19 protein-coding genes and 1 tRNA gene are annotated in these 17,127 nt (G+C 69.6%); 13 read left to right on the top strand and 7 right to left on the bottom strand.

The window, feature by feature from the left end; all coding sequences use genetic code 11:
- Positions 1–55: 55 nt before the first annotated feature.
- Positions 56–562: a SigE family RNA polymerase sigma factor gene (locus ACZ6S0_RS48850; RefSeq protein ID WP_465927259.1), complete on the top strand. Its 507-nt coding sequence runs from the start codon at positions 56–58 to the stop codon at positions 560–562.
- Here the strand turns inward: ACZ6S0_RS48850 and ACZ6S0_RS48845 are convergent.
- On the bottom strand, positions 525–1,058 hold the full coding sequence (locus tag ACZ6S0_RS48845; RefSeq protein WP_465927257.1) for a MarR family winged helix-turn-helix transcriptional regulator: 534 nt from the start codon (positions 1,056–1,058) through the stop codon (positions 525–527). The genes ACZ6S0_RS48850 and ACZ6S0_RS48845 overlap by 38 nt on opposite strands.
- 104 nt (positions 1,059–1,162) lie before the next feature.
- On the opposite strand from ACZ6S0_RS48845, the gene ACZ6S0_RS48840 reads away from it, so the two are divergent.
- The 9 genes from ACZ6S0_RS48840 (at position 1,163) to ACZ6S0_RS48800 (ending at position 9,292) form a co-directional block, all read left to right on the top strand.
- On the top strand, positions 1,163–1,726 hold the full coding sequence (locus ACZ6S0_RS48840) for a YceI family protein (protein WP_465927255.1): 564 nt from the start codon (positions 1,163–1,165) through the stop codon (positions 1,724–1,726).
- 202 nt (positions 1,727–1,928) lie between these two features.
- A tRNA-Ser gene (locus ACZ6S0_RS48835) sits at positions 1,929–2,018 on the top strand.
- A 555-nt stretch (positions 2,019–2,573) separates the two neighbouring features.
- Positions 2,574–3,335, top strand: a complete 762-nt coding sequence (locus tag ACZ6S0_RS48830) for a hypothetical protein (RefSeq protein ID WP_465927253.1) — start codon at positions 2,574–2,576, stop codon at positions 3,333–3,335.
- Between the two features lie 358 nt (positions 3,336–3,693).
- On the top strand, positions 3,694–4,230 hold the full coding sequence (locus tag ACZ6S0_RS48825; RefSeq protein ID WP_465927386.1) for a DUF6228 family protein: 537 nt from the start codon (positions 3,694–3,696) through the stop codon (positions 4,228–4,230).
- Positions 4,231–4,299: 69 nt separating this feature from the next.
- Positions 4,300–4,767, top strand: coding sequence for a DUF4279 domain-containing protein (locus tag ACZ6S0_RS48820; protein ID WP_465927251.1), 468 nt, complete (start codon positions 4,300–4,302; stop codon positions 4,765–4,767).
- A gap of 405 nt (positions 4,768–5,172) precedes the next feature.
- The gene (locus ACZ6S0_RS48815) at positions 5,173–6,216 is read left to right on the top strand and encodes a saccharopine dehydrogenase NADP-binding domain-containing protein (RefSeq protein WP_465927249.1); all 1,044 of its coding nucleotides are present in this window, start codon (positions 5,173–5,175) and stop codon (positions 6,214–6,216) included.
- 104 nt (positions 6,217–6,320) lie between these two features.
- Positions 6,321–7,505: a hypothetical protein gene (locus ACZ6S0_RS48810; protein WP_465927247.1), complete on the top strand. Its 1,185-nt coding sequence runs from the start codon at positions 6,321–6,323 to the stop codon at positions 7,503–7,505.
- Between the two features lie 136 nt (positions 7,506–7,641).
- Entirely contained in the window at positions 7,642–8,961 is a 1,320-nt protein-coding gene (locus ACZ6S0_RS48805; RefSeq protein WP_465927245.1) for a hypothetical protein, read from the top strand.
- 52 nt (positions 8,962–9,013) lie between these two features.
- The gene (locus ACZ6S0_RS48800; RefSeq protein WP_465927243.1) at positions 9,014–9,292 is read left to right on the top strand and encodes a hypothetical protein; all 279 of its coding nucleotides are present in this window, start codon (positions 9,014–9,016) and stop codon (positions 9,290–9,292) included.
- Between the two features lie 83 nt (positions 9,293–9,375).
- On the opposite strand, the gene ACZ6S0_RS48795 is transcribed toward ACZ6S0_RS48800, so the two are convergent.
- The 4 genes from ACZ6S0_RS48795 to ACZ6S0_RS48780 form a co-directional block, all read right to left on the bottom strand.
- Complete coding sequence (locus ACZ6S0_RS48795; protein WP_465927241.1) at positions 9,376–9,750, bottom strand: VOC family protein; 375 nt, start codon at positions 9,748–9,750, stop codon at positions 9,376–9,378.
- Positions 9,751–9,752: 2 nt separating this feature from the next.
- The gene (locus ACZ6S0_RS48790; RefSeq protein WP_465927239.1) at positions 9,753–10,130 is read right to left on the bottom strand and encodes a VOC family protein; all 378 of its coding nucleotides are present in this window, start codon (positions 10,128–10,130) and stop codon (positions 9,753–9,755) included.
- A gap of 123 nt (positions 10,131–10,253) precedes the next feature.
- Positions 10,254–11,246 carry a S1 family peptidase gene (locus tag ACZ6S0_RS48785; protein WP_465927237.1) on the bottom strand — a complete coding sequence of 331 codons (993 nt, stop codon included), beginning with the start codon at positions 11,244–11,246 and terminating at the stop codon, positions 10,254–10,256.
- A gap of 301 nt (positions 11,247–11,547) precedes the next feature.
- Entirely contained in the window at positions 11,548–12,705 is a 1,158-nt protein-coding gene (locus ACZ6S0_RS48780) for an MFS transporter (RefSeq protein WP_465927235.1), read from the bottom strand.
- Positions 12,706–12,919: 214 nt separating this feature from the next.
- Between ACZ6S0_RS48780 and ACZ6S0_RS48775 the strand changes: the two genes are divergently transcribed.
- Positions 12,920–14,200, top strand: a complete 1,281-nt coding sequence (locus tag ACZ6S0_RS48775; RefSeq protein ID WP_465927233.1) for a TIGR04013 family B12-binding domain/radical SAM domain-containing protein — start codon at positions 12,920–12,922, stop codon at positions 14,198–14,200.
- A 14-nt stretch (positions 14,201–14,214) separates the two neighbouring features.
- On the opposite strand, the gene ACZ6S0_RS48770 is transcribed toward ACZ6S0_RS48775, so the two are convergent.
- Positions 14,215–14,460 (bottom strand): hypothetical protein, encoded by a 246-nt coding sequence (locus ACZ6S0_RS48770; RefSeq protein ID WP_465927231.1) that lies wholly within the window; start codon positions 14,458–14,460, stop codon positions 14,215–14,217.
- A 74-nt stretch (positions 14,461–14,534) separates the two neighbouring features.
- Positions 14,535–15,044, bottom strand: coding sequence for a VOC family protein (locus ACZ6S0_RS48765; protein WP_465927229.1), 510 nt, complete (start codon positions 15,042–15,044; stop codon positions 14,535–14,537).
- Positions 15,045–15,262: 218 nt separating this feature from the next.
- Here ACZ6S0_RS48765 and ACZ6S0_RS48760 point away from each other — a divergent pair, with 218 nt between their 5' ends.
- Together ACZ6S0_RS48760 and ACZ6S0_RS48755 are read left to right on the top strand one after the other, a co-directional pair.
- Positions 15,263–15,451 (top strand): hypothetical protein, encoded by a 189-nt coding sequence (locus tag ACZ6S0_RS48760; protein WP_138690643.1) that lies wholly within the window; start codon positions 15,263–15,265, stop codon positions 15,449–15,451.
- A gap of 148 nt (positions 15,452–15,599) precedes the next feature.
- Entirely contained in the window at positions 15,600–17,030 is a 1,431-nt protein-coding gene (locus tag ACZ6S0_RS48755) for a xylulokinase (RefSeq protein WP_465927227.1), read from the top strand.
- The last annotated feature ends 97 nt before the right edge of the window (positions 17,031–17,127 follow it).

Below are 17,127 nucleotides of genomic sequence, written 5' to 3'. Positions count from 1 at the left end.
AAACCTGAATTGGGGTTCAGGCGCAAAGGGGCATCTTCCTGCGATTCTGGCCACGATGCAGACCACCGGATGGGAAGACGAGTTCCGCGAGTACGTCAGGGCGCGCGGGCCCGCGTTGCTGCGCACCGCCCACCAGCTCACCGGGCATCCGCTGGACGCGGAGGACCTGTTGCAGAGCGCGCTGACGAAGACGTACCTGGCGTGGGAGCGCATCGAGGACCGCAGGGCGCTGGACGGATACGTGCGGCGGGCCATGGTCAACATCAACATCTCGCAGTGGCGGCGGCGCAGACTGGAGGAGTACCCGTCGGACGAACTGCCCGAGCAGGCGGCGGCCGGTGGCGAGCCGGTGGTGTCGGAGGTTCACGAGGCGCTGGAACAGGCGCTGCGGGAGTTGCCCGAGCGTATGAGGACGGCGATCGTCCTGCGTTACTACGAGGACATGACGGAGCCGGAGATCGCCAGGACGCTCGGGATCAGCGTGGGGACGGTGAAGAGCACGGTGTCCCGGGCGATGGCCAAGCTCAGGACGGCGCTGGGACTTCCCGGACTTCCCGGCTGACCTCGGCCCGCTCGCTCAGCGGCCCGTTCGGCGTCTCGGTGGCTCCGGCGGTCGCGCAGGGCCGTACGACGCTCCTGATCTTCCTCAGACTGGTGAGGAACGCCTCCAACTCGTCGGCCGCCAGCAACCCGGTGAAGCTGTCCTGGATGTCCTGCAGGTGCTGCGGCAGGACGCTCTTCAGCCGCTCACGTCCGGCGGCGGTGAGCGCGGCGTACGACGCGCGCCGGTCGGTGGCGCACGCCTCCCTCGTGACCAGCCCCTCGCGCTCGAGGCGATCGACGACCCTGGTCACCCCGCTCGTGGACAGCCCGATCTGGGCGGCGAGATCGCTCATCCGCAGCCGCTGGTGAGGGGAACGCGCCAACCGGATGGCGGTCTCGAAGTCGATCTCCGACAACCCCGCGTCGTTCAGCACAGGAGCCAGCCGGGCCATCAATCCGGAGTGCACCTCGGCCAGCAGCCCGACGGCGGTGAGCCGGGGGTCGTCAAAGTTCATCACATTCATACCTTATCTGATGATAGTTGACGGGAGGAATATTCCTCAGGTAGAAATTTGTTGCCGCAGACATCCGCATGGCAACCTTACTGAGGAGAACCCCGATGACCACTCGTACCTGGGAGTCCCTGACCATCCCGGCCGCCGGTGCCTACAACCTCGACGTCGCCCACACGACCATCGGTTTCGTCGTCAAGCACATGATGGTCAGCAAGGTCCGCGGTCGCTTCCAGACGTTCAACGGCTCGGTGACGATCGCGGAGAACCCGCTGGAGTCCAGTGCCCAGCTCACGATCGAGACCGAGTCGATCACCACCGGCGCCCCTGACCGCGACGGTCACCTGCGCAGCGACGACTTCCTGTCCGCCGAGAAGTTCCCGCAGATCACCTTCAAGAGCACCCGCGTAGTGGGGCACTCGGGCGACGAGTTCACCGTCGTCGGCGACCTCACCATCCGCGACGTGACCAAGGAGGTCGAGCTCACGGTCGAGTACGGCGGCGCCGGCACCAACCCGTGGGGCCAGGTCGTCTGGGGCTTCTCGATCACCACGGAGTTCGACCGCGAGGACTTCGGCCTGACCTGGAACCAGGCGCTGGAGACCGGCGGCGTCCTGGTGGGCAAGAAGGTCAAGATCGAGATCGAGGGCGAGGCCAACCCGGCCGCATAACGATCTCGCCATCCGTACGACGGGGCCCTCCGGCGTACTGCGGGGTTATCCACAGGTCCGAAGCCCGCTCCAACTCTGGGCGGGCTTCATCCACAGCTAGTTACCCACAGGCTGTTGATAACTCTTGGTGAAGGCTGGGAACGCAATCGCTTTGCCGCCTCGCCAGAAGGCCGGTACGCTGTGCTGAGCCGCGCTGGCTCCGGGAGGATTCGCCTAGTCAGGTCTATGGCGCCGCACTGCTAATGCGGTTTGGTCTTACCGGCCATCCGGGGTTCAAATCCCCGATCCTCCGCAGGTGAAAGGCCCTCTACCGAACTTCGGTAGAGGGCCCTTTGATCTCTGTGGACGTCAGGGTTGCGGTTGCCGGCGTCCTTCGTCTGGAGCGTGGCCACGTGGGTTTTGCGCTCTGTGGTCGTGACGCGAGTGTGGCCGAGGATCTCCTGGACGATCCGGATGTGGACGCCCTGCTGTCCCCGGCAGGCGCCTGCCGAGGATGAAAACAGCTCAAGGTAACGAAACTCCACGCCTCCGGCAGGGGCATCCACGACTCTTTCATCGCGATGGAGGAGCAGCGCCTGGGGGAAGGGAAAGCAGCGGTGGAGCAGCAGGTCAAGGGTCTGATCATCATGCCACTACCGTGCCGTTGGGAGGGGCGACGGGGGGCGACTGCGGGCACTCACGACCGGCCTCAGCCGCGCGTCGATGCCTCTACGGCCAAGATCCCTGCAGTTCCCAAGCTGACGACGCCGCCGCTGTTTCCTTTGCCGTAAGCCCAGGAGCGCGGAGTTTGCTAGGGTGGCAATCTTCGGATGGCGCAAGTCTCCGGAGTCTTTGAAGGCGAACCCCCATGACGAACCTCGACCAGTCGTCTGCGCAACTCCGTCTCGACGCCGCGTTGAACCGTGTGTCTGTCACCTTCCATGGCATGACCGCCCGTTCTGATGAGCACAACTGTGAGTGCCACTGGGGAAGCGCGGAAGAGCTCGCGCAGTTGAAGGCGCCGGGCGTGAAGTTGGACCTTGATCTCCTGCGTCGCGCTTGGCAGCCCACCGACTGGACCGACCACGCGTCCGTGTTGCGCCGTGTTCTGCCCCAGTTGTCGAGGGCTCTCGTCGACGGCCTCGTCGAGCCGCTCTTCGGTATGGAGGAGGTCGGACGTTCATTCGCTCGCGGCAAGTGGCAGCAGTGGCCTGACGAGCAGGTCGCAGCGGTCCGGGAATTCCTGAACGCCTGGTGGGCCCACACTCTCATCGATCCGAATCCCGCTGTGCCCGCGCACGAAGTCCTGGCACTGTGCAACGAAGCTTCCGCCACACTCGGCCCCTGGCTGGACGTCTGGGAAGCGCAGACGTTCAGCGTGGCCGACCAGCACCTGGCCAAAGCGGTGGCGCACTGGGAGTACGACCTGCTGGGAGACCAACTCCCCTGGGATGCCTGGGAGGACGAGGAAGAGACGCGTGTCGAGTTGACGGCCTGGCTGATCCGTAACGCCCCTGCCCGGCTCCGTGCCCGGAACGCGCCCGTAGAACTGCTCCATCGGATACGGCTGCTCGGCCTCGCCGGCCCCGCCCGTTGGGAGGACCCCCACTGGCCTGACCGCCGCTACTGAGTCAGCGTCCACCGCGAAACGGTCATCGCTCCTGGACGTCATCCAGAACAAGATCCGGAAGATGCGCGGAATGGCCGGGCCACAGTTGAGAGGGGCCGGGCGATCACGCACAGGTCAGCACGTCCTTGGTTCGCCGAAGGACGATCCGCTTCCAATCCGGCACTCTCGGCTTGCGCCTGTCGGTTGCGGTTCGCGGCATGTGCATACTGTGAGCCATCATGCGTGAACCATTCGTCCTGCACGCCTCAGGCGACCTGCGGTGGGTCGTCCATCCTCCACAGGATCCGTACGGTGACGGCTACGTGTACACCGTCGCGACGGAGCTGCATGACGATGGTTTGCGTCGACGGTCGCCGAGATCGACGGACTCCATGCCGACCTGGTTTGCACCCTGTCCCGCTTCATGGAGGGGCTCGTGGTCGAGTGGCGAGGTTGGAACGGTGTCCGTACCTGGACGTCCTTGGAGCGCAAGCTTGCGCTTGATGCTCGGCATGATGGGCGCGGTCACGTGTCCCTGGGGGTGACTTTGTGGGCTCCCGGACTTGGCTTGGATGACACGGCTTGGTCCGCCAGGTCTGTCTTCGTCCTCGAAGCCGGGGAGGAACTGACTCGCTTGGCTGCTGATCTCAGCTACACCCTCCGAACATGGCCACCTCTTCGGTCATCTTCACGTGTGGCGGTCGTTGCCTCCTGGTTGCAGTTCGGGCTGCAGTTCACCGCCGTACGAGTGGGTTCCGTCTGGATCGGCGAGCTTCCCGAGCTGCTGATGCGTCGCAGGCACCGCCTCGTGCCGCCGGTATCCCAGCGAGGCGTTCTGCAGGTCGAGGCAGTAATCCTGCCCCGGCGGGTCCGCTCCGGCTCTGGGGTGATCGCCGTACAGTCCCGAGCGCCGTAGAGGGCTGAGGTGGAGGCCTGACGCTCCTGTGTCAAGTGCGATCAGCCTGTGGATCGTTAGGGTCGTCGTGTGCGCGTCCGTCAGTACGTCTACTTCGAAATGAGAAGCGAAACCCTCACGGCCGTGGAGATGTCGGCGCGGATCGGCTTGGAGCCGGACGAAGTCATGGTCCGAGGGAGCGGGAGCATGCAGCCGCCTCATCCGGCCGTGCATGCCTGGAAGATCGCGTGCCGTGACCCGGGGCTGACCGTCGATGAAATGATCTCTCGTGTGGTCGACCGGCTGGAGCCGTGCAGTGAGGCCATCGGCGGGCTTGTGGAGGAGTTGCACCGTGGTCACAGCGGTTCATGTGCTGTTTTGCAGGTCGTTCGCTACTTCGACGAGGAGGAGGGCGAGGCGGAGGACCTGCGTTCGCTGGACCCGGCCTTGGAGAAGCTACCGGGGCAGCATCAACTGCTGGGCTGGCACTTGGACGGCCGAGTGGTGCGGTTCTTGATCTCGACCGGAGCCGAGCTTGATGTGGATGAATACGGCTAAGAGGTCCGCCAGGCAGCGATGATGCCACCGTGTGGACTGTCGCCTCAACAAGCCAATCGATCGGGTGCGGCCTGGTCGCGGGCAAGGGCGCGAGAGCGCTCAACCCCTCGCGAGGTGGGGCAGAAGTAGATGTCGAGCCGGTGGTCGGGCTTCGGCGGGGACCGGGCGACCCGGATGGCGTGCGTGCCGCACACCGTGATGTCGTACGCGGGGCGTCGGGGGTGGAGCCGAAGACCTCGTAGGCCAGGGTCAGTTCGAAGTGCGGCACCCGTGGGTGACGGAGTGTGGGACGGGGCTTCGTGTCGGGAATTGTGCGGGTCGTGTCGTTCCGGACGCTGGTACCGTCGCGCCGCCCGGGACAGGATTTCCCCCATAAGGTCACTTCGAGCGGGCGGGAGCAGGGTTATGGGATCGGGTCGGAACGTGGCGGTGTTCGGGGCCTATGGGCACACCGGGCGGTTCGTGGTCGCGGAGCTGCGTGAGCGTGGGTACGTTCCGCTGCTGCTCGGCCGTGACCAGGGCAAGCTGGCGGCGCTGGCGCAGGGCCAGCCGGGGCTCGAGACGTGGCAGGTGTCGGCCGACGACCCGGCCGCGCTCGACCGCGCGCTGAAGGGCGCCGATGCCGTGATCAACACCGCCGGGCCGTTCGCCTCGACCGCCGGCCCGCTGGTCGAGGCGGCGCTGCGGGCCGGAATCCCGTACGTGGACGTGGCGGCCGAGATCGAGGCGAACGTCGACACGTTCGCGCACTTCGCCGAGCGCGCCGCCGCCGCGGGCGTCGCGGTGGTGCCTGCGATGGCCTTCTACGGCGGCCTCGGCGACCTGCTGGTCACCACCGCCATGGGCGACTGGACGGCGGCCGACGAGGTACACGTCGCCTACGGCCTGAGCAGTTGGCACCCCACCGCGGGGACGCTCGCCTCGGGCACGGTCTCCTCCCAGCGGCGGGGCGGCCGCCGGGTCCGCTACTCCGGCGGGCAACTGGAGTACCACGACGACGCTCTGCCGACGCTGGAGTGGCCCTTCCCGGCTCCGCTGGGCCCGCAGAGCGTCATCGGCGAGTTCTCCATGGCCGACGTCGTCACCGTTCCCAGCCACCTGGCGGTCCCTGAGGTGCGCACCTACATGACCGCCAAGGCGGCCGCGGACCTGTTCGCCCCCGACCCCTCGGCGCCGACCGCGGTCGACGAGCGGGGCCGTTCCGAGCAGACCTTCGTGGTCGACGTCCTGGTGCGGTCGGGCGACACCGAGCGCCGTGTCGCCGCCTCCGGCCAGGACATCTACGCCATCAGCGCGCCGCTCGCGGTCGAGGCCGTCGACCGCGTCCTCACCGGCAGGACCAGGACCACCGGCGTCGCCTCCGCGGGCGCGATCTTCGACGCCCCCGACTTCCTGCGCGCCCTGTCCGCGCACCTCACGCTGCACCTGCCGCTCGACATGCGTGGCTGACCCATCCGCTCGGCGTCGGTTCGGTCGATGGTGAGGGTGTCCGTGGTCATGGCGGGAGTCTGCCGGCAGTCCCAGCGGGATCGCGATGCGGTTGATCTGGCAGGGTGGACGCGGAGCAGGAGAAGCGGCAGGGCGGAGACGGGCGCATGGCCGGGTGGAGCGCGATGGCGGGTACGCACGACTTCGTCGTGGCCGACGAGGCGGTGGCGCGGGCGCTCGCCGGGCGACTCGCGGACCATGGGTTTCCCCGGGTTCTGGCCCGTCCGCATCCGGACGGTGGCTGGCTGGTGATGGCGCTCGACGCGGGGCCCTACCCGGTCGACACCGTAGGACACCGGCAGATCGCGGCGGTGCGCAGGGAAGCCTTGGCGATCGCGCGGACGTACGGTGGCCGGCCCAGTGGCGGCAGCCAGTTCGACGTCAGCCAGGCGGCCGAGCATCGCAGATGGACGGCCCCTGTCGAGGTGAGGGGGACGAAGGCGCGTCCGCCGGTTCCTGAGGTCACCGTCGTTCCCGCACCACCTCGGCGACAGCCGGCGCTCACACCGGATCTCGCCACCCCGGGGACCGTGGAACCGGCCGGTCTCGACGACGTGCCGTGGGGGGAGTTGGGGCACGCGCACGGGTCCGCCGCTGACGTCCCCGGCCTGCTGCGTGAGCTGGCGGACGGCACGGAGGAGTGGGACGAGGTCCTCGACGAGTTGTTCGGCGACAACCTGCTCCACCAGGGCGACTGCTACGAGGCCACCGCCCCCGCGCTGCCGTTTCTCACCGAGTTGATCGTCGCCGACGTGGTGCCCGCACGGCGGCGCAGGGAGCTCTACCTGTGGCTGGTGGTCGCCGGTGGCCGCCGCAACGACAAGCTGGTCGCGTTCGCGGACCTCGCGCTGGACGAGGAGGAGCCGCTCCGGACGGGGGCGTGGACCGAGGAGGTGTTCAGGACCGTCGGTGACCAGGTCCCGGTGCTGCTGGACCGGTGGGAGGCCGAGCCGCCGGGGATCCGGTTCGTGCTCGCCGTCCTCGCCGCGCAGCATCCCGGGCACGGCGTACGAGCCGCCGACCGGATCGCCGCGTTGGCCGCCGAACTCGACGGCACGCAGCAGGGGGCGTATCTGAGGCTCGCCGTGGAACTCGTACACGGGCGCGACGAGCGGGCGCTGGCCCTCGCCTCCGAGATCATCGGCTGGGAGGGCCGCCTGAGGCCGGAGTGGCTGGAGGCTCCGGGGGTGCCCGACGGCATCAAGGCGGCGCACGTGCTGGCCGAGGGCGCACTCTGCACAATCGAGTGATCGAATGATCGGCGCGGATCGTTCTGGTGCGAACGGCGTCTTTGAGGTCGCCCCTTCCAGCGGCGGGCTCTGGGGCGAACGGGGTTCTTTGCGGTAGGACTGTCGATCAACGTTCGATCGACAGGAGTGGGTGGACATGGGAAAGGGAATCGCTCGATTAGAGATCGGGCTGATCGTGGCGGGGCTGCTCGCGATCGCGGTTCTTCGGCCGCACGGGTTGTGGGGGGACGGCGGGGTTCGGTATCTCAATCTCACCGAGTTGTTGACGACCGGTGAGGTGTCTGACGGCAAGTATTCGCTGATCGGTCCGTTGTTTTCGGCCCCGATGTGGTTGGCCGGTCAGTTGGCGGGCGCGCGGGAGGCGTGGGTCGCGCACTACAACGGCGTGGTTCTCGCGCTGGGTCTGCTGGCCTTCTATTGGATGCTGCGCGACAGGATGCCTCGCGAGGTGCTGCGTACGTTCCTGTTGTTGCTCGTCTTCGCCTCGATGTTCGCCAAGCACGTCACCCTTTACTACGGTGAGGTGTTCACGGCCGTTCTGGTCGCGGTCGGGACCGTCGCGGTGGTCACCGGGCGTCGCGGCGGGTGGGCGGCGGTCGTCACGGGTGTGGCCAATACGCCTGCCGCGCTGGTCGGCCTGGGGTTGCTGGCTCTGCGGCGGGCGTGGGACACCCGGCGGGCATGGTGTCTGCTGGTGGTCTTCGCGGCGGGCGCCGTCGTGCTGGCCGAGGCGTGGATACGGCGCGGCAGTCCGTTTCGCACGGGATACGAGAGCGGCAACCAGGACCACTACACGGTCATGCCGTATTCGGGAGGTGAAGGGTTCAGCTATCCGCTGCTCTTCGGTTTGCTGTCGCTGCTGCTGTCGTTCGGAAAGGGGCTCGTCTTCTTCGCGCCCGCCTTCTTCCTGCCGGTGCGCGAGAGGTTGAAGGAGTTGCGCGCCGGTGCCGATCTGGGCGCGCTCTACGGCATGTGGATGGCCTTCACCGTGGGGCTGCTCCTGCTTTACGCGCACTACTGGGCCTGGACGGGGGCGCATTTCTGGGGGCCGCGCTATCTTCTGTTCGCCGCCCTTCCCGCCTGCCTGGTGCTGGCGGTCCGGATGCACCGGCCCTACGAGTCCCTTCTTCCCAACGTGCTCACCCTGGCGGCGCTCGCGCTGTCGGTCTGGGTGGGGGTGAGCGGGGCCGTGTTCGGTGACAGCGCGGCGACGTCGGCCGGTTGCCTGGTCGACGGGCCCAGGTACGAGGCGCCGCTGTGCTACTACACCCCGGAGTTCAGCGCGCTGTGGTACCCGTTCGTCGAGCCGCCCACCATGGACGCGGCCCAACTGGCCTACCTGGTCTTCGGGCTGGGCGCCGGGGCGTATCTGCTGGCGCGTCCGGCGCTCGTCGTGTTCCGTCAGGTGTCCGCACGGGTGGCGGCCGTGCGGTTCACGTCCGATCACGGGCGTTGATGGCCGGTCGCACGTTGTACGGTGCGGTGGAGGGAGGAAGGCGGGTGGCGAAATGGCGGATGAGCAGATCACGAGCATCCACAAATGTCACTTGTGCCAGCGGACCTTCGGCCTCACGCCCGCGAAGGCCATGACGACCATGACGGTCATGATGGACCCCGAGACCAATCTGCCGCTGGGCGTGACGGTGTCGGGGATGCTTCGCGAGCCGACGCCGGAGGCCGCCGCCAGAGCGGTCGAGGCGTACGTCTGCTCCGACTGCGTCGACCGGGTCGAGCAGCTCAAGAAGTTCATGGATCGGCCCGTCGGGCCGTTCGGCACCTGGCGGTGACAGGGGCGCTGATCGGCCCCTCTTCTCCGAGGTTCGCGACGAAGATTCTCCGAGGTTCGCGACGAAGAGGGGCCGGGTCGCGTCTACGGCTGCAGGACCGAGAGGATGTTGCCCGACGGGTCGGTGAACCAGGCGATGGGCGGGCCGCCTTCGCCCCTGGCCACGCCCCGTTCGTCCTGCTCGAAGCCCTCGTAGCGCAGGAAGCGCACCCCTCGTGCCGCCAGGTCGTCCACGGCCCGGTCGATGTCCTCCACGGGGAAGTTGAGTATCGTGAAGGTGGCCGGGACATGGCCGTCGCCCTTGGGGTAGGCCAGGACCTCCGTGCCGCCGCCGAGGTGCAGCGTCAGCAGCCCGTGCTCCTCCGTGACCCGGATGCCCAGGGTCTCGCCGTAGAACCGCTTCGCGGCCCCGGTGTCGTTCACCGAGAACCCACTGAACGCCTTCGCCGTGCCGAGCATCGCTACATCCCCCCGCGGTGTCGCTCGCTGAGCTGAATGATCTGTACGTAGTTCCCGTCCGGGTCGATCGCGGTCGCGAACAGGCTGCCGTCGCGGTCCTCCAGCGGGGCCAGCCACCGCGTGCCCGCCTGGTCCATCCGGGTGGCGACGGCCCGCGCGTCCTCGACGTCGAAGTTCAGTATTACCCTGCCGGGCTCCGGGTTCTTGTCGGCCACGTCCGCCCGCGTGTCGATGAACAGGAAGAACTCCCCGAACTTGAGCACCCGGTACCCGTTGACATCGGCGTCCTCCTGCGGGTCGAGCGCGGAGACGTACCAGGTGCGCAGCCGCCGGGGGTCGGTGCTGGACAGCAGCAGGCTGCCCAGGACGGGTCGTTTCATCGCGAAATCCTTTCTCTCGTCGATGTGCAGACCCGCCCTCCGGCGAAAACTCATCGGACCGGGGCAAAAGCGAGCGCGGCGCGCCCCGGGGGAAAGGGCACGCCGCGCCGTCACTGCGGAAGGTCAGCCGGTGGTGAGCGTGAGCCCGTACACGCTCAGGATCTCGTTGACCGGCTGGTGGTACGTGGTGCCGCCGACGGTGCAGTTGCCCGAGCCGCCGGAGGTCACGCCCTGGGCCTGGCTGCCGGAGATGAACGAGCCGCCGGAGTCGCCCGGCTGCGCGCACGCGCTCGTCCTGGTCAGGCCGCTGACGGTGCCCTGCGGGTAGGTGACGCTGGCGTTGTGCTGCTGGATGGTGCCGCAGCGCCAGCCGGTGGTCGAACCGGAGCGGCAGATGGACGAGCCGACCGCGGCCTGCGTGGAGCCGCGTACGGTCACGTTCGCGCCGCCCGAGCCGCGCACGTACGGCGTGACGGTGTTGCCGGGAGCGGCGACCCAGGCGTAGTCGTTACCGGGGAACGACGAGCCCTGGAAGGTGCCTGTCGGGCTGGTCGTACCGGAGCCGGCCCGGCCGCAGTGGCCCGCGGTGACGAAGCCGGGAGTGCTGCCCCTGGTCACGGAGAAGCCGACGCTGCACCGGGAGGAGCCGATGTAGTACGCGGCCCCGCCGATGATGTTGATGAACGTCGTCGGCCGCTCGGCCGTCGCCGCCACGGTGATCGCGTTCCTGTCGACGCCGGCGGCCGCGACGAGGGCCTCGGCGGCCTCGACCGTGGGTGCCTGGACGGAGACGGTGTTGGTGGTCACGTCGGCGTACCAGAGGGCGGCGCCGGACTTGGCCTTCTTCGGGGCCTGGTCGAGCTGCTGCATGATGCCGTTGAGCTGGGCCAGCGAACGCGGCACGACCACGGGCTGCGCGCCCTGCGCCTCGATGGCCTTGGTGGTCGCCGGGTCCGTGGTGGCGACCGAGAGCTTGGACGCGTCCGCGTTCAGCCAGGCGCCGCCGAACGAACCGCCCAGTGCGGTGGTCAGGTTCGACTCGACGGTCGCGGCGCGCTCCTCGTTGGCCAGGCGGGCGACGGCCTGGGCCTCGGTGAGGCCGAGGTCGCGCTCCATCGCGTCGATCATGGAGGGGGGTGCTGGGGAGGCGGACTGAGGTGCCGGGTCAACCGCTGCTGCCGCCGAGCTCAGGGGGGTGGCCAGGCAGGCGGCGAGGATGACGCCGCCTACCACCGCAGCGCGTTTACTCAACATGTGCACTCCTCGGGTGGGGGTGCTGTCAAGTTAACGGCTGGTAGGGATCCTGCTTAGATACCAATCGGGCTCTATTTCGGTGTTATGGGTGCCTTTCGGTCTTAAATCAGGACGAGTAATGGGCCGCCGTAAAAGCGGACGCGCTGATGGGCGGAGGCGGGAGTCAGCCGGTGCTCCGCCGCAACGGCCGGGTCCGGGCCGTCAGCAGGGCGATCAGCACGTACGGCAGCGTCAGCAGCGCGAACGTCACCCCGTGCGAGGCGTACGGCGAGGCCGCCCCGTAGGCGGCGTAGACCCCGAGCGTCACCACGTTGGTGCCCAGCCCGGCGACCGAGGTCACGGTGGCCCGCGCCGGCCCGGTGATGCGTTCCTGGAGGCGTGCGCCGGCCAGCACCCCGGCCAACTGGAACGCCCCGAAGGCCAGGGTGATCAGCACGAACCCGGCCGGGTGACCGCTGATCGCCCCCGCGGCCATGGCGAGCGCCGCCAGCCCCAGCATCAGGGCGTACGCGCGGGCGGGCAGGCGCTCGGCGGCCCCCGCCAGCAGGCCGCCCCCGGTGGCGCCGACCCAGACGAGCAGGATGAGCAGCGGGATGAGCGTCTGCGCCACGCCCGTCTCGGCCCCCAGGAACGGGACGTACTCCTCCAGCGCCCCCCAGATCGCCGTCACGAACGCGACCAGCAGCACCGCGTGGGTGACGCCCCGGTCGGCGCGCGCCTGTGTGACCCCCTCCTTCAGAACCGACAGGTAACGCCGATCGCCGGAGGCGGTGGGCGTCCGGTGCTCGGGGAGTGTCAGGGCCGTCGCCGCGCCCAGGACGCAGGCCAGCACGCTGGCCGTGGCCACCGCGGGATAGCCGCCGGTCGCGAAGACGGGCACGGCCAGGCCGATCGCCGCCGCGTTCGCGACGAGACCGAGAGAGCCCGCCCGGCCCATGACCGTCGCGTATCTTCCGGCCTGGCCGCGCCGTTCCAGCTCCTCGTACGCCAGCGCCTCGTAGGCGCCGGACACCAGCGCGCCCTGCGCGCCCCACAGCACGAACCCGGCCGCGAAGACCCAGTAGGAGGGGAAGAGCACCCACAACGCGAAGCCAAGAGCGGCCAGCAGCGGGCCGAGGCACAGCAGCAGCCGTCGGGACACGGTGTCGGCCCAGGCGCCGGAGGGGATCTCCAGCAGCGTGCCCGTGACCGACCAGATGACGAACAGGGACGACGCCTCGGCGACGGAGAGCCCGGTATCGGTGAACAGCAGCGCGTACACCGGGTAGATCAGGATGAATTCACCGAGGAACGCGTAGGCGTACAACGATGCGATGAGCATGGGGCCTTCCAGGGGAGAGACGAACGGGGACTCCGAGTGCTCGTCGCCTCGGAGGCCCGCGCGCCCCGCGCCGGCCCCTGGTTATGGATCAATGTCGCCAGGTCATGCCGAGGATTCTAGGCGGGGAACGCCTTCGGCGCACTCGGGAAAAAGACGGGCGCACGCCCGTGCTCGGCCGCTCGGGCACGCTCCGGCCTGGGCTACGCTGCCGGACGTGGCGCAGGCAGTATGTGTGGTGGTCCGATACCGCAAGGCGGTGACGTACGGCGTGCACGCGCTGCTCGCCGCCCTGGAGACCGCGGGGGTCGAGCACGAGCTGCGGCTCGGCACCACCCCCGAGGAGACCGCCGGGCACATCGCGGTCACCGGCGCCGACCGGGTGCTGACGCTCTGGTCGTTCTACTCGCCCGACGCCGAGGCCATGGCCGCCGAGCTGGCCGCGGTCAGGTCGCTCAGCGGCGGGCGCGGGCTGCACATCGCCGGAGGCGTGCACGCCACCGCCGAACCCCAGCAGGTCATCGACGCGGGCTGGGACCTGGCGGGCATCGGCGAGGGCGAGTCCACGATCATCTCCCTCGTCCGGGCGCTGCGGCGGGACGAGCCGCTCACCTCCGTGCCGGGGCTGGCGGTCAAGGACGCCGACGGCGTCGCCCTGCGCACCAGGCCCGCGCCGCAGCTCCCGCTCGACGCGTTCCCCTCCTTCGCGGGCAGGAACGGGCCGATCGAGATCACCCGGGGCTGCCGGTACACGTGCCGCTTCTGCCAGACGCCGTTCATGTTCGGCGGGCAGTTCCGGCACCGGTCGGTGGCGAGCGTACGCGCGCACGTGCGCGAGATGGCCGACCGGGGGATGCGTGACGTGCGGTTCATCACGCCCACCTCGCTCTCGTACGGCTCGCCCGGCCCCGATCCCGACCTCGACGCGGTGGAGGAGCTGCTGGCGGGGGTCGAGGAGGAGCTGCCGCCGCACGGGCGGATCTTCTTCGGCAGCTTTCCCTCCGAGGTGCGCCCCGAGCACGTCACGGTCGAGGCGATGCGGCTGCTCAAACGGTACGTCGCCAACGACAACCCGATCATCGGGGCGCAGTCGGGGTCGGACCGGGTGCTGGCCGCGTCGGGGCGGGGGCACGACACCTCACCCGTACGCGATGCCGTCAGGATCGCGGCCGAGCACGGCTTCCGGCCCAACGTCGACTTCATCTTCGGGATGCCGGGGGAGTCGCAGGAGGATCAGGAGCAGTCGCTCCGCCTCGCCGCCGACCTGGCCGACCTCGGCGCCCGCATCCACACCCACACGTTCATGCCGCTGCCGGGCACGCCGTGGCGCGACGCGGAGCCGGCCTTCATCCCGCTGTCCACGATGAGCGAACTCGACCGGCTGGCCCAGCGGGGCGACGCCTACGGGCACTGGCGCAAGCAGGCCGAGCACGCGGCCCGGCTGGCCGAGACGGCCAAGGCGTACCCGCGCCGCACCCGCCGCCGCCGGGCCACCTGAGCCCCCGGGACAGGTCAGTCGTCGCGGGGGCCGTCAGGGTCCTCCAGGGAGTCCAGGACGCGTTCGAAGGCATCGCTGAGCGGCCGCAGCGCCTGCGAGAAGGCGTTGACCAACGGGCCGAAGATCTCGCTCACCTCGGTCATGAGGTCGGTGTCCTTGGCCTCTGGAGGCGCCCAGCGCATGGCGTCCGCGCTCAGCGTCTCCCACTCGTCGACGACGCCGTCGATCGCGTCGACCACGTGATCAGGATCGCTTGGCATGGCCGTTCTCCGTGCGGTCTGTGGAAGTCAGCCGGGGCCCTCCACAGGGGGAGGGCCGACACTTCCACGGTACGTCAGGCGGGGGTCGACACGCCCACGCCGCCTCGGGTCTGTGCGCCGTAGCGCTGCTTGTCGGCGTTCAGGTCGAGGGGGCGGATGGTGGCGCGGCCGGCGATGATCTCCTCGGTGAGCAGCGCGGCCGGCACCAGCCACGACACCTCGAACTCCAGCCCGTCGGGGTCGCGGGCGTAGAGCGCCTTCGTCGTGCTGTGGTCGGACGAGCCCGCCAGCGCGCCCAGCTCGGCCAGCTTGGCCTGCACACGCTCCAGCTCCGCCAGGGTGTCGACCTCCCAGGCCAGGTGGTAGAGCCCGACGGAGGTGCGCCCAGCGGGCGAGGGGGCCGCGTGCTCGCCGATCTGGAACAGGCCGAGGTCGTGGTCGTTCGACGAGCCGGGGGCCTGCAGGAATGCGGCGCCCTGCATGCCCATGACGACCTCGAACCCGAGGGCCTCCCGGTAGAAGGCGACACTGCGCTCCACGTCGCGGACGTAGAGGACCGCGTGGTTGAGCCGCTGGACCGGCATGGTTCGCCCCTTTCGGCAGAGTTCGAGGTTAAGTATATGAGCGTTTAACTAAATTGAGTCGGTGACCCGATGACTGGACGCCCTCCGCCTCACTCCTGAGCGGGTGCGGTGGTTGGCCGAGATTTGCGCGGACGTCAGGGACACGTTGGAGGGGTAGCGAGAAAAGTGTCGTTCGCAGGCCGTAGCGTTCTCCCCGGTACCCGACCGAGGAGAGGCCGATGCACGACACCGAAGAGGCGCTGTTCAGGGCTGTTCACGGGATCGCGGGGCGGTTCGCCGGCCAGCCCGTCCCCGTGGTGATGGACGCTTTGCTGCGCCACCTGCCCAAGGCTCCCGGCCTCGAGGTGACGGAGATCAGGAAGATCGCCGAGGAGATCAGCGTGGGGCGTGACCCCTCGGGGTTGTGAAACGACCGCTTGTGGACCTCCGGTCGTCAGGGGAGCATCGAGCCATGTGCGCGCCAACCCCTGACGATCGATCCACACGTGGGTCGTGGACGGTCGGTTTCCCCCATTCCCCCCAGCTCGCGCTGGAGCACGTGTCAGGAGTTCACGGGTGACGCTGGTCGCTGGGGTCGATTCCTCCACGCAGAGTTGCAAGGTCGTCATTCGTGACGCGCGGACGGGCGAGCTGGTGCGGCAGGGCAGGGCCGCGCATCCGGCGGGCACCGAGGTGCACCCCTCCCACTGGTGGACCGCGCTGCTGCGGGCCCTCGACGAGGCCGGCGGGCTCGACGGCGTCTCCGCCGTCAGCGTCGCCGGGCAGCAGCACGGCATGGTCTGCCTCGACGAGTCGGGAGCCGTCGTCCGCGACGCCCTGCTGTGGAACGACACCCGCTCCGCCCAGGCCGCCACCGACCTGATCGCCGAGCTGGGCGGGCCCAGGGCGTGGGCGGAGGGCGTGGGGCTGGTGCCGGTCGCCTCGTTCACGGTGACCAAGCTGCGCTGGCTGGCCGAGCACGAGCCAGGCAACGCGCGCCGCACGGCCGCCGTGTGCCTGCCGCACGACTGGCTCACGTGGCGGCTGTCGGGCGCGCTCGGCTCCGGCCTCCCCTTCGACGTGGCGGCCTGGGAGAGCGCGCCGCTGCCGCCGCTGTCCCTGCTGACCACCGACCGGGGCGACGCCTCCGGCACCGGCTACTGGTCGCCGGCCACCGGCGCATACCGTACAGACCTGCTCAAGGCGGCCTTCGGCGCGGTTCCGCTGCTGCCCAGGGTGCTCGGGCCCGCCGAGCCCGCCACCGAGGGCCCGGTGCTGATCGGGCCGGGCACCGGCGACAACATGGCCGCCGCGCTGGGCGTGGGCGCCAGGTCCGGTGACGTCGTGGTGTCGCTGGGGACGTCCGGCACGGTGTTCGCGGTCGCGGAGGCGCCCACTGCCGATCCCACGGGCGCCGTCGCGGGCTTCGCCGACGCCACGGGGCGCTTCCTGCCGCTGGTGTGCACGCTCAACGCCGCCCGGGTCCTCGACGCCGCCGCCCGCATCGCCGGGGTGGGGCTCGACGAGCTGAGCACCCTGGCCCTGCGGGCGCCCGCGGGGGCCGACGGGCTGACGCTGGTGCCGTACCTGGAGGGTGAGCGCACTCCCAACCGGCCCACGGCCACCGGTTCCGTGCACGGGCTGACGCCGGCCACCTCGACCCCGGCCCACCTGGCGCGGGCGGCCGTCGAGGGCATGCTGTGCGGCCTGGCCGACGCGCTCGACGCGCTGGCCCTGCGGCCGGAGCGGGTGCTGCTGATCGGTGGGGCGGCCCGCTCCGAGGCGGTCCGGCGGATCGCGCCCACCGTCTTCGGCGGGCCGGTCACGGTGCCGCCGCCCGCCGAGTACGTCGCCGACGGCGCCGCGTACCAGGCGGCGACGCTGGTGACCCGGCCCGAGTGGCGTTCTGCCGACGTGGAGACGTACGAGGGGGCGGCGGTGCCCGCCATCCGCGCCCGCTACGCGCGCGCCACCGAGCACGTCCTCGAGTCAACGACTCGGGCCTGAAACTGAAGGCCCGAGCTTGCAGCTCCTCGTCCTGACTGGAGGTCAGGTGTCAGGCCGCGTTCGGCTGGTTGACAGCAGCCCAGCCCACCACGCCGCG

It is taken from the genome of Nonomuraea sp. NPDC051298, from assembly GCF_055586305.1.
This window is presented reverse-complemented; position numbering and strand designations above follow the sequence as displayed.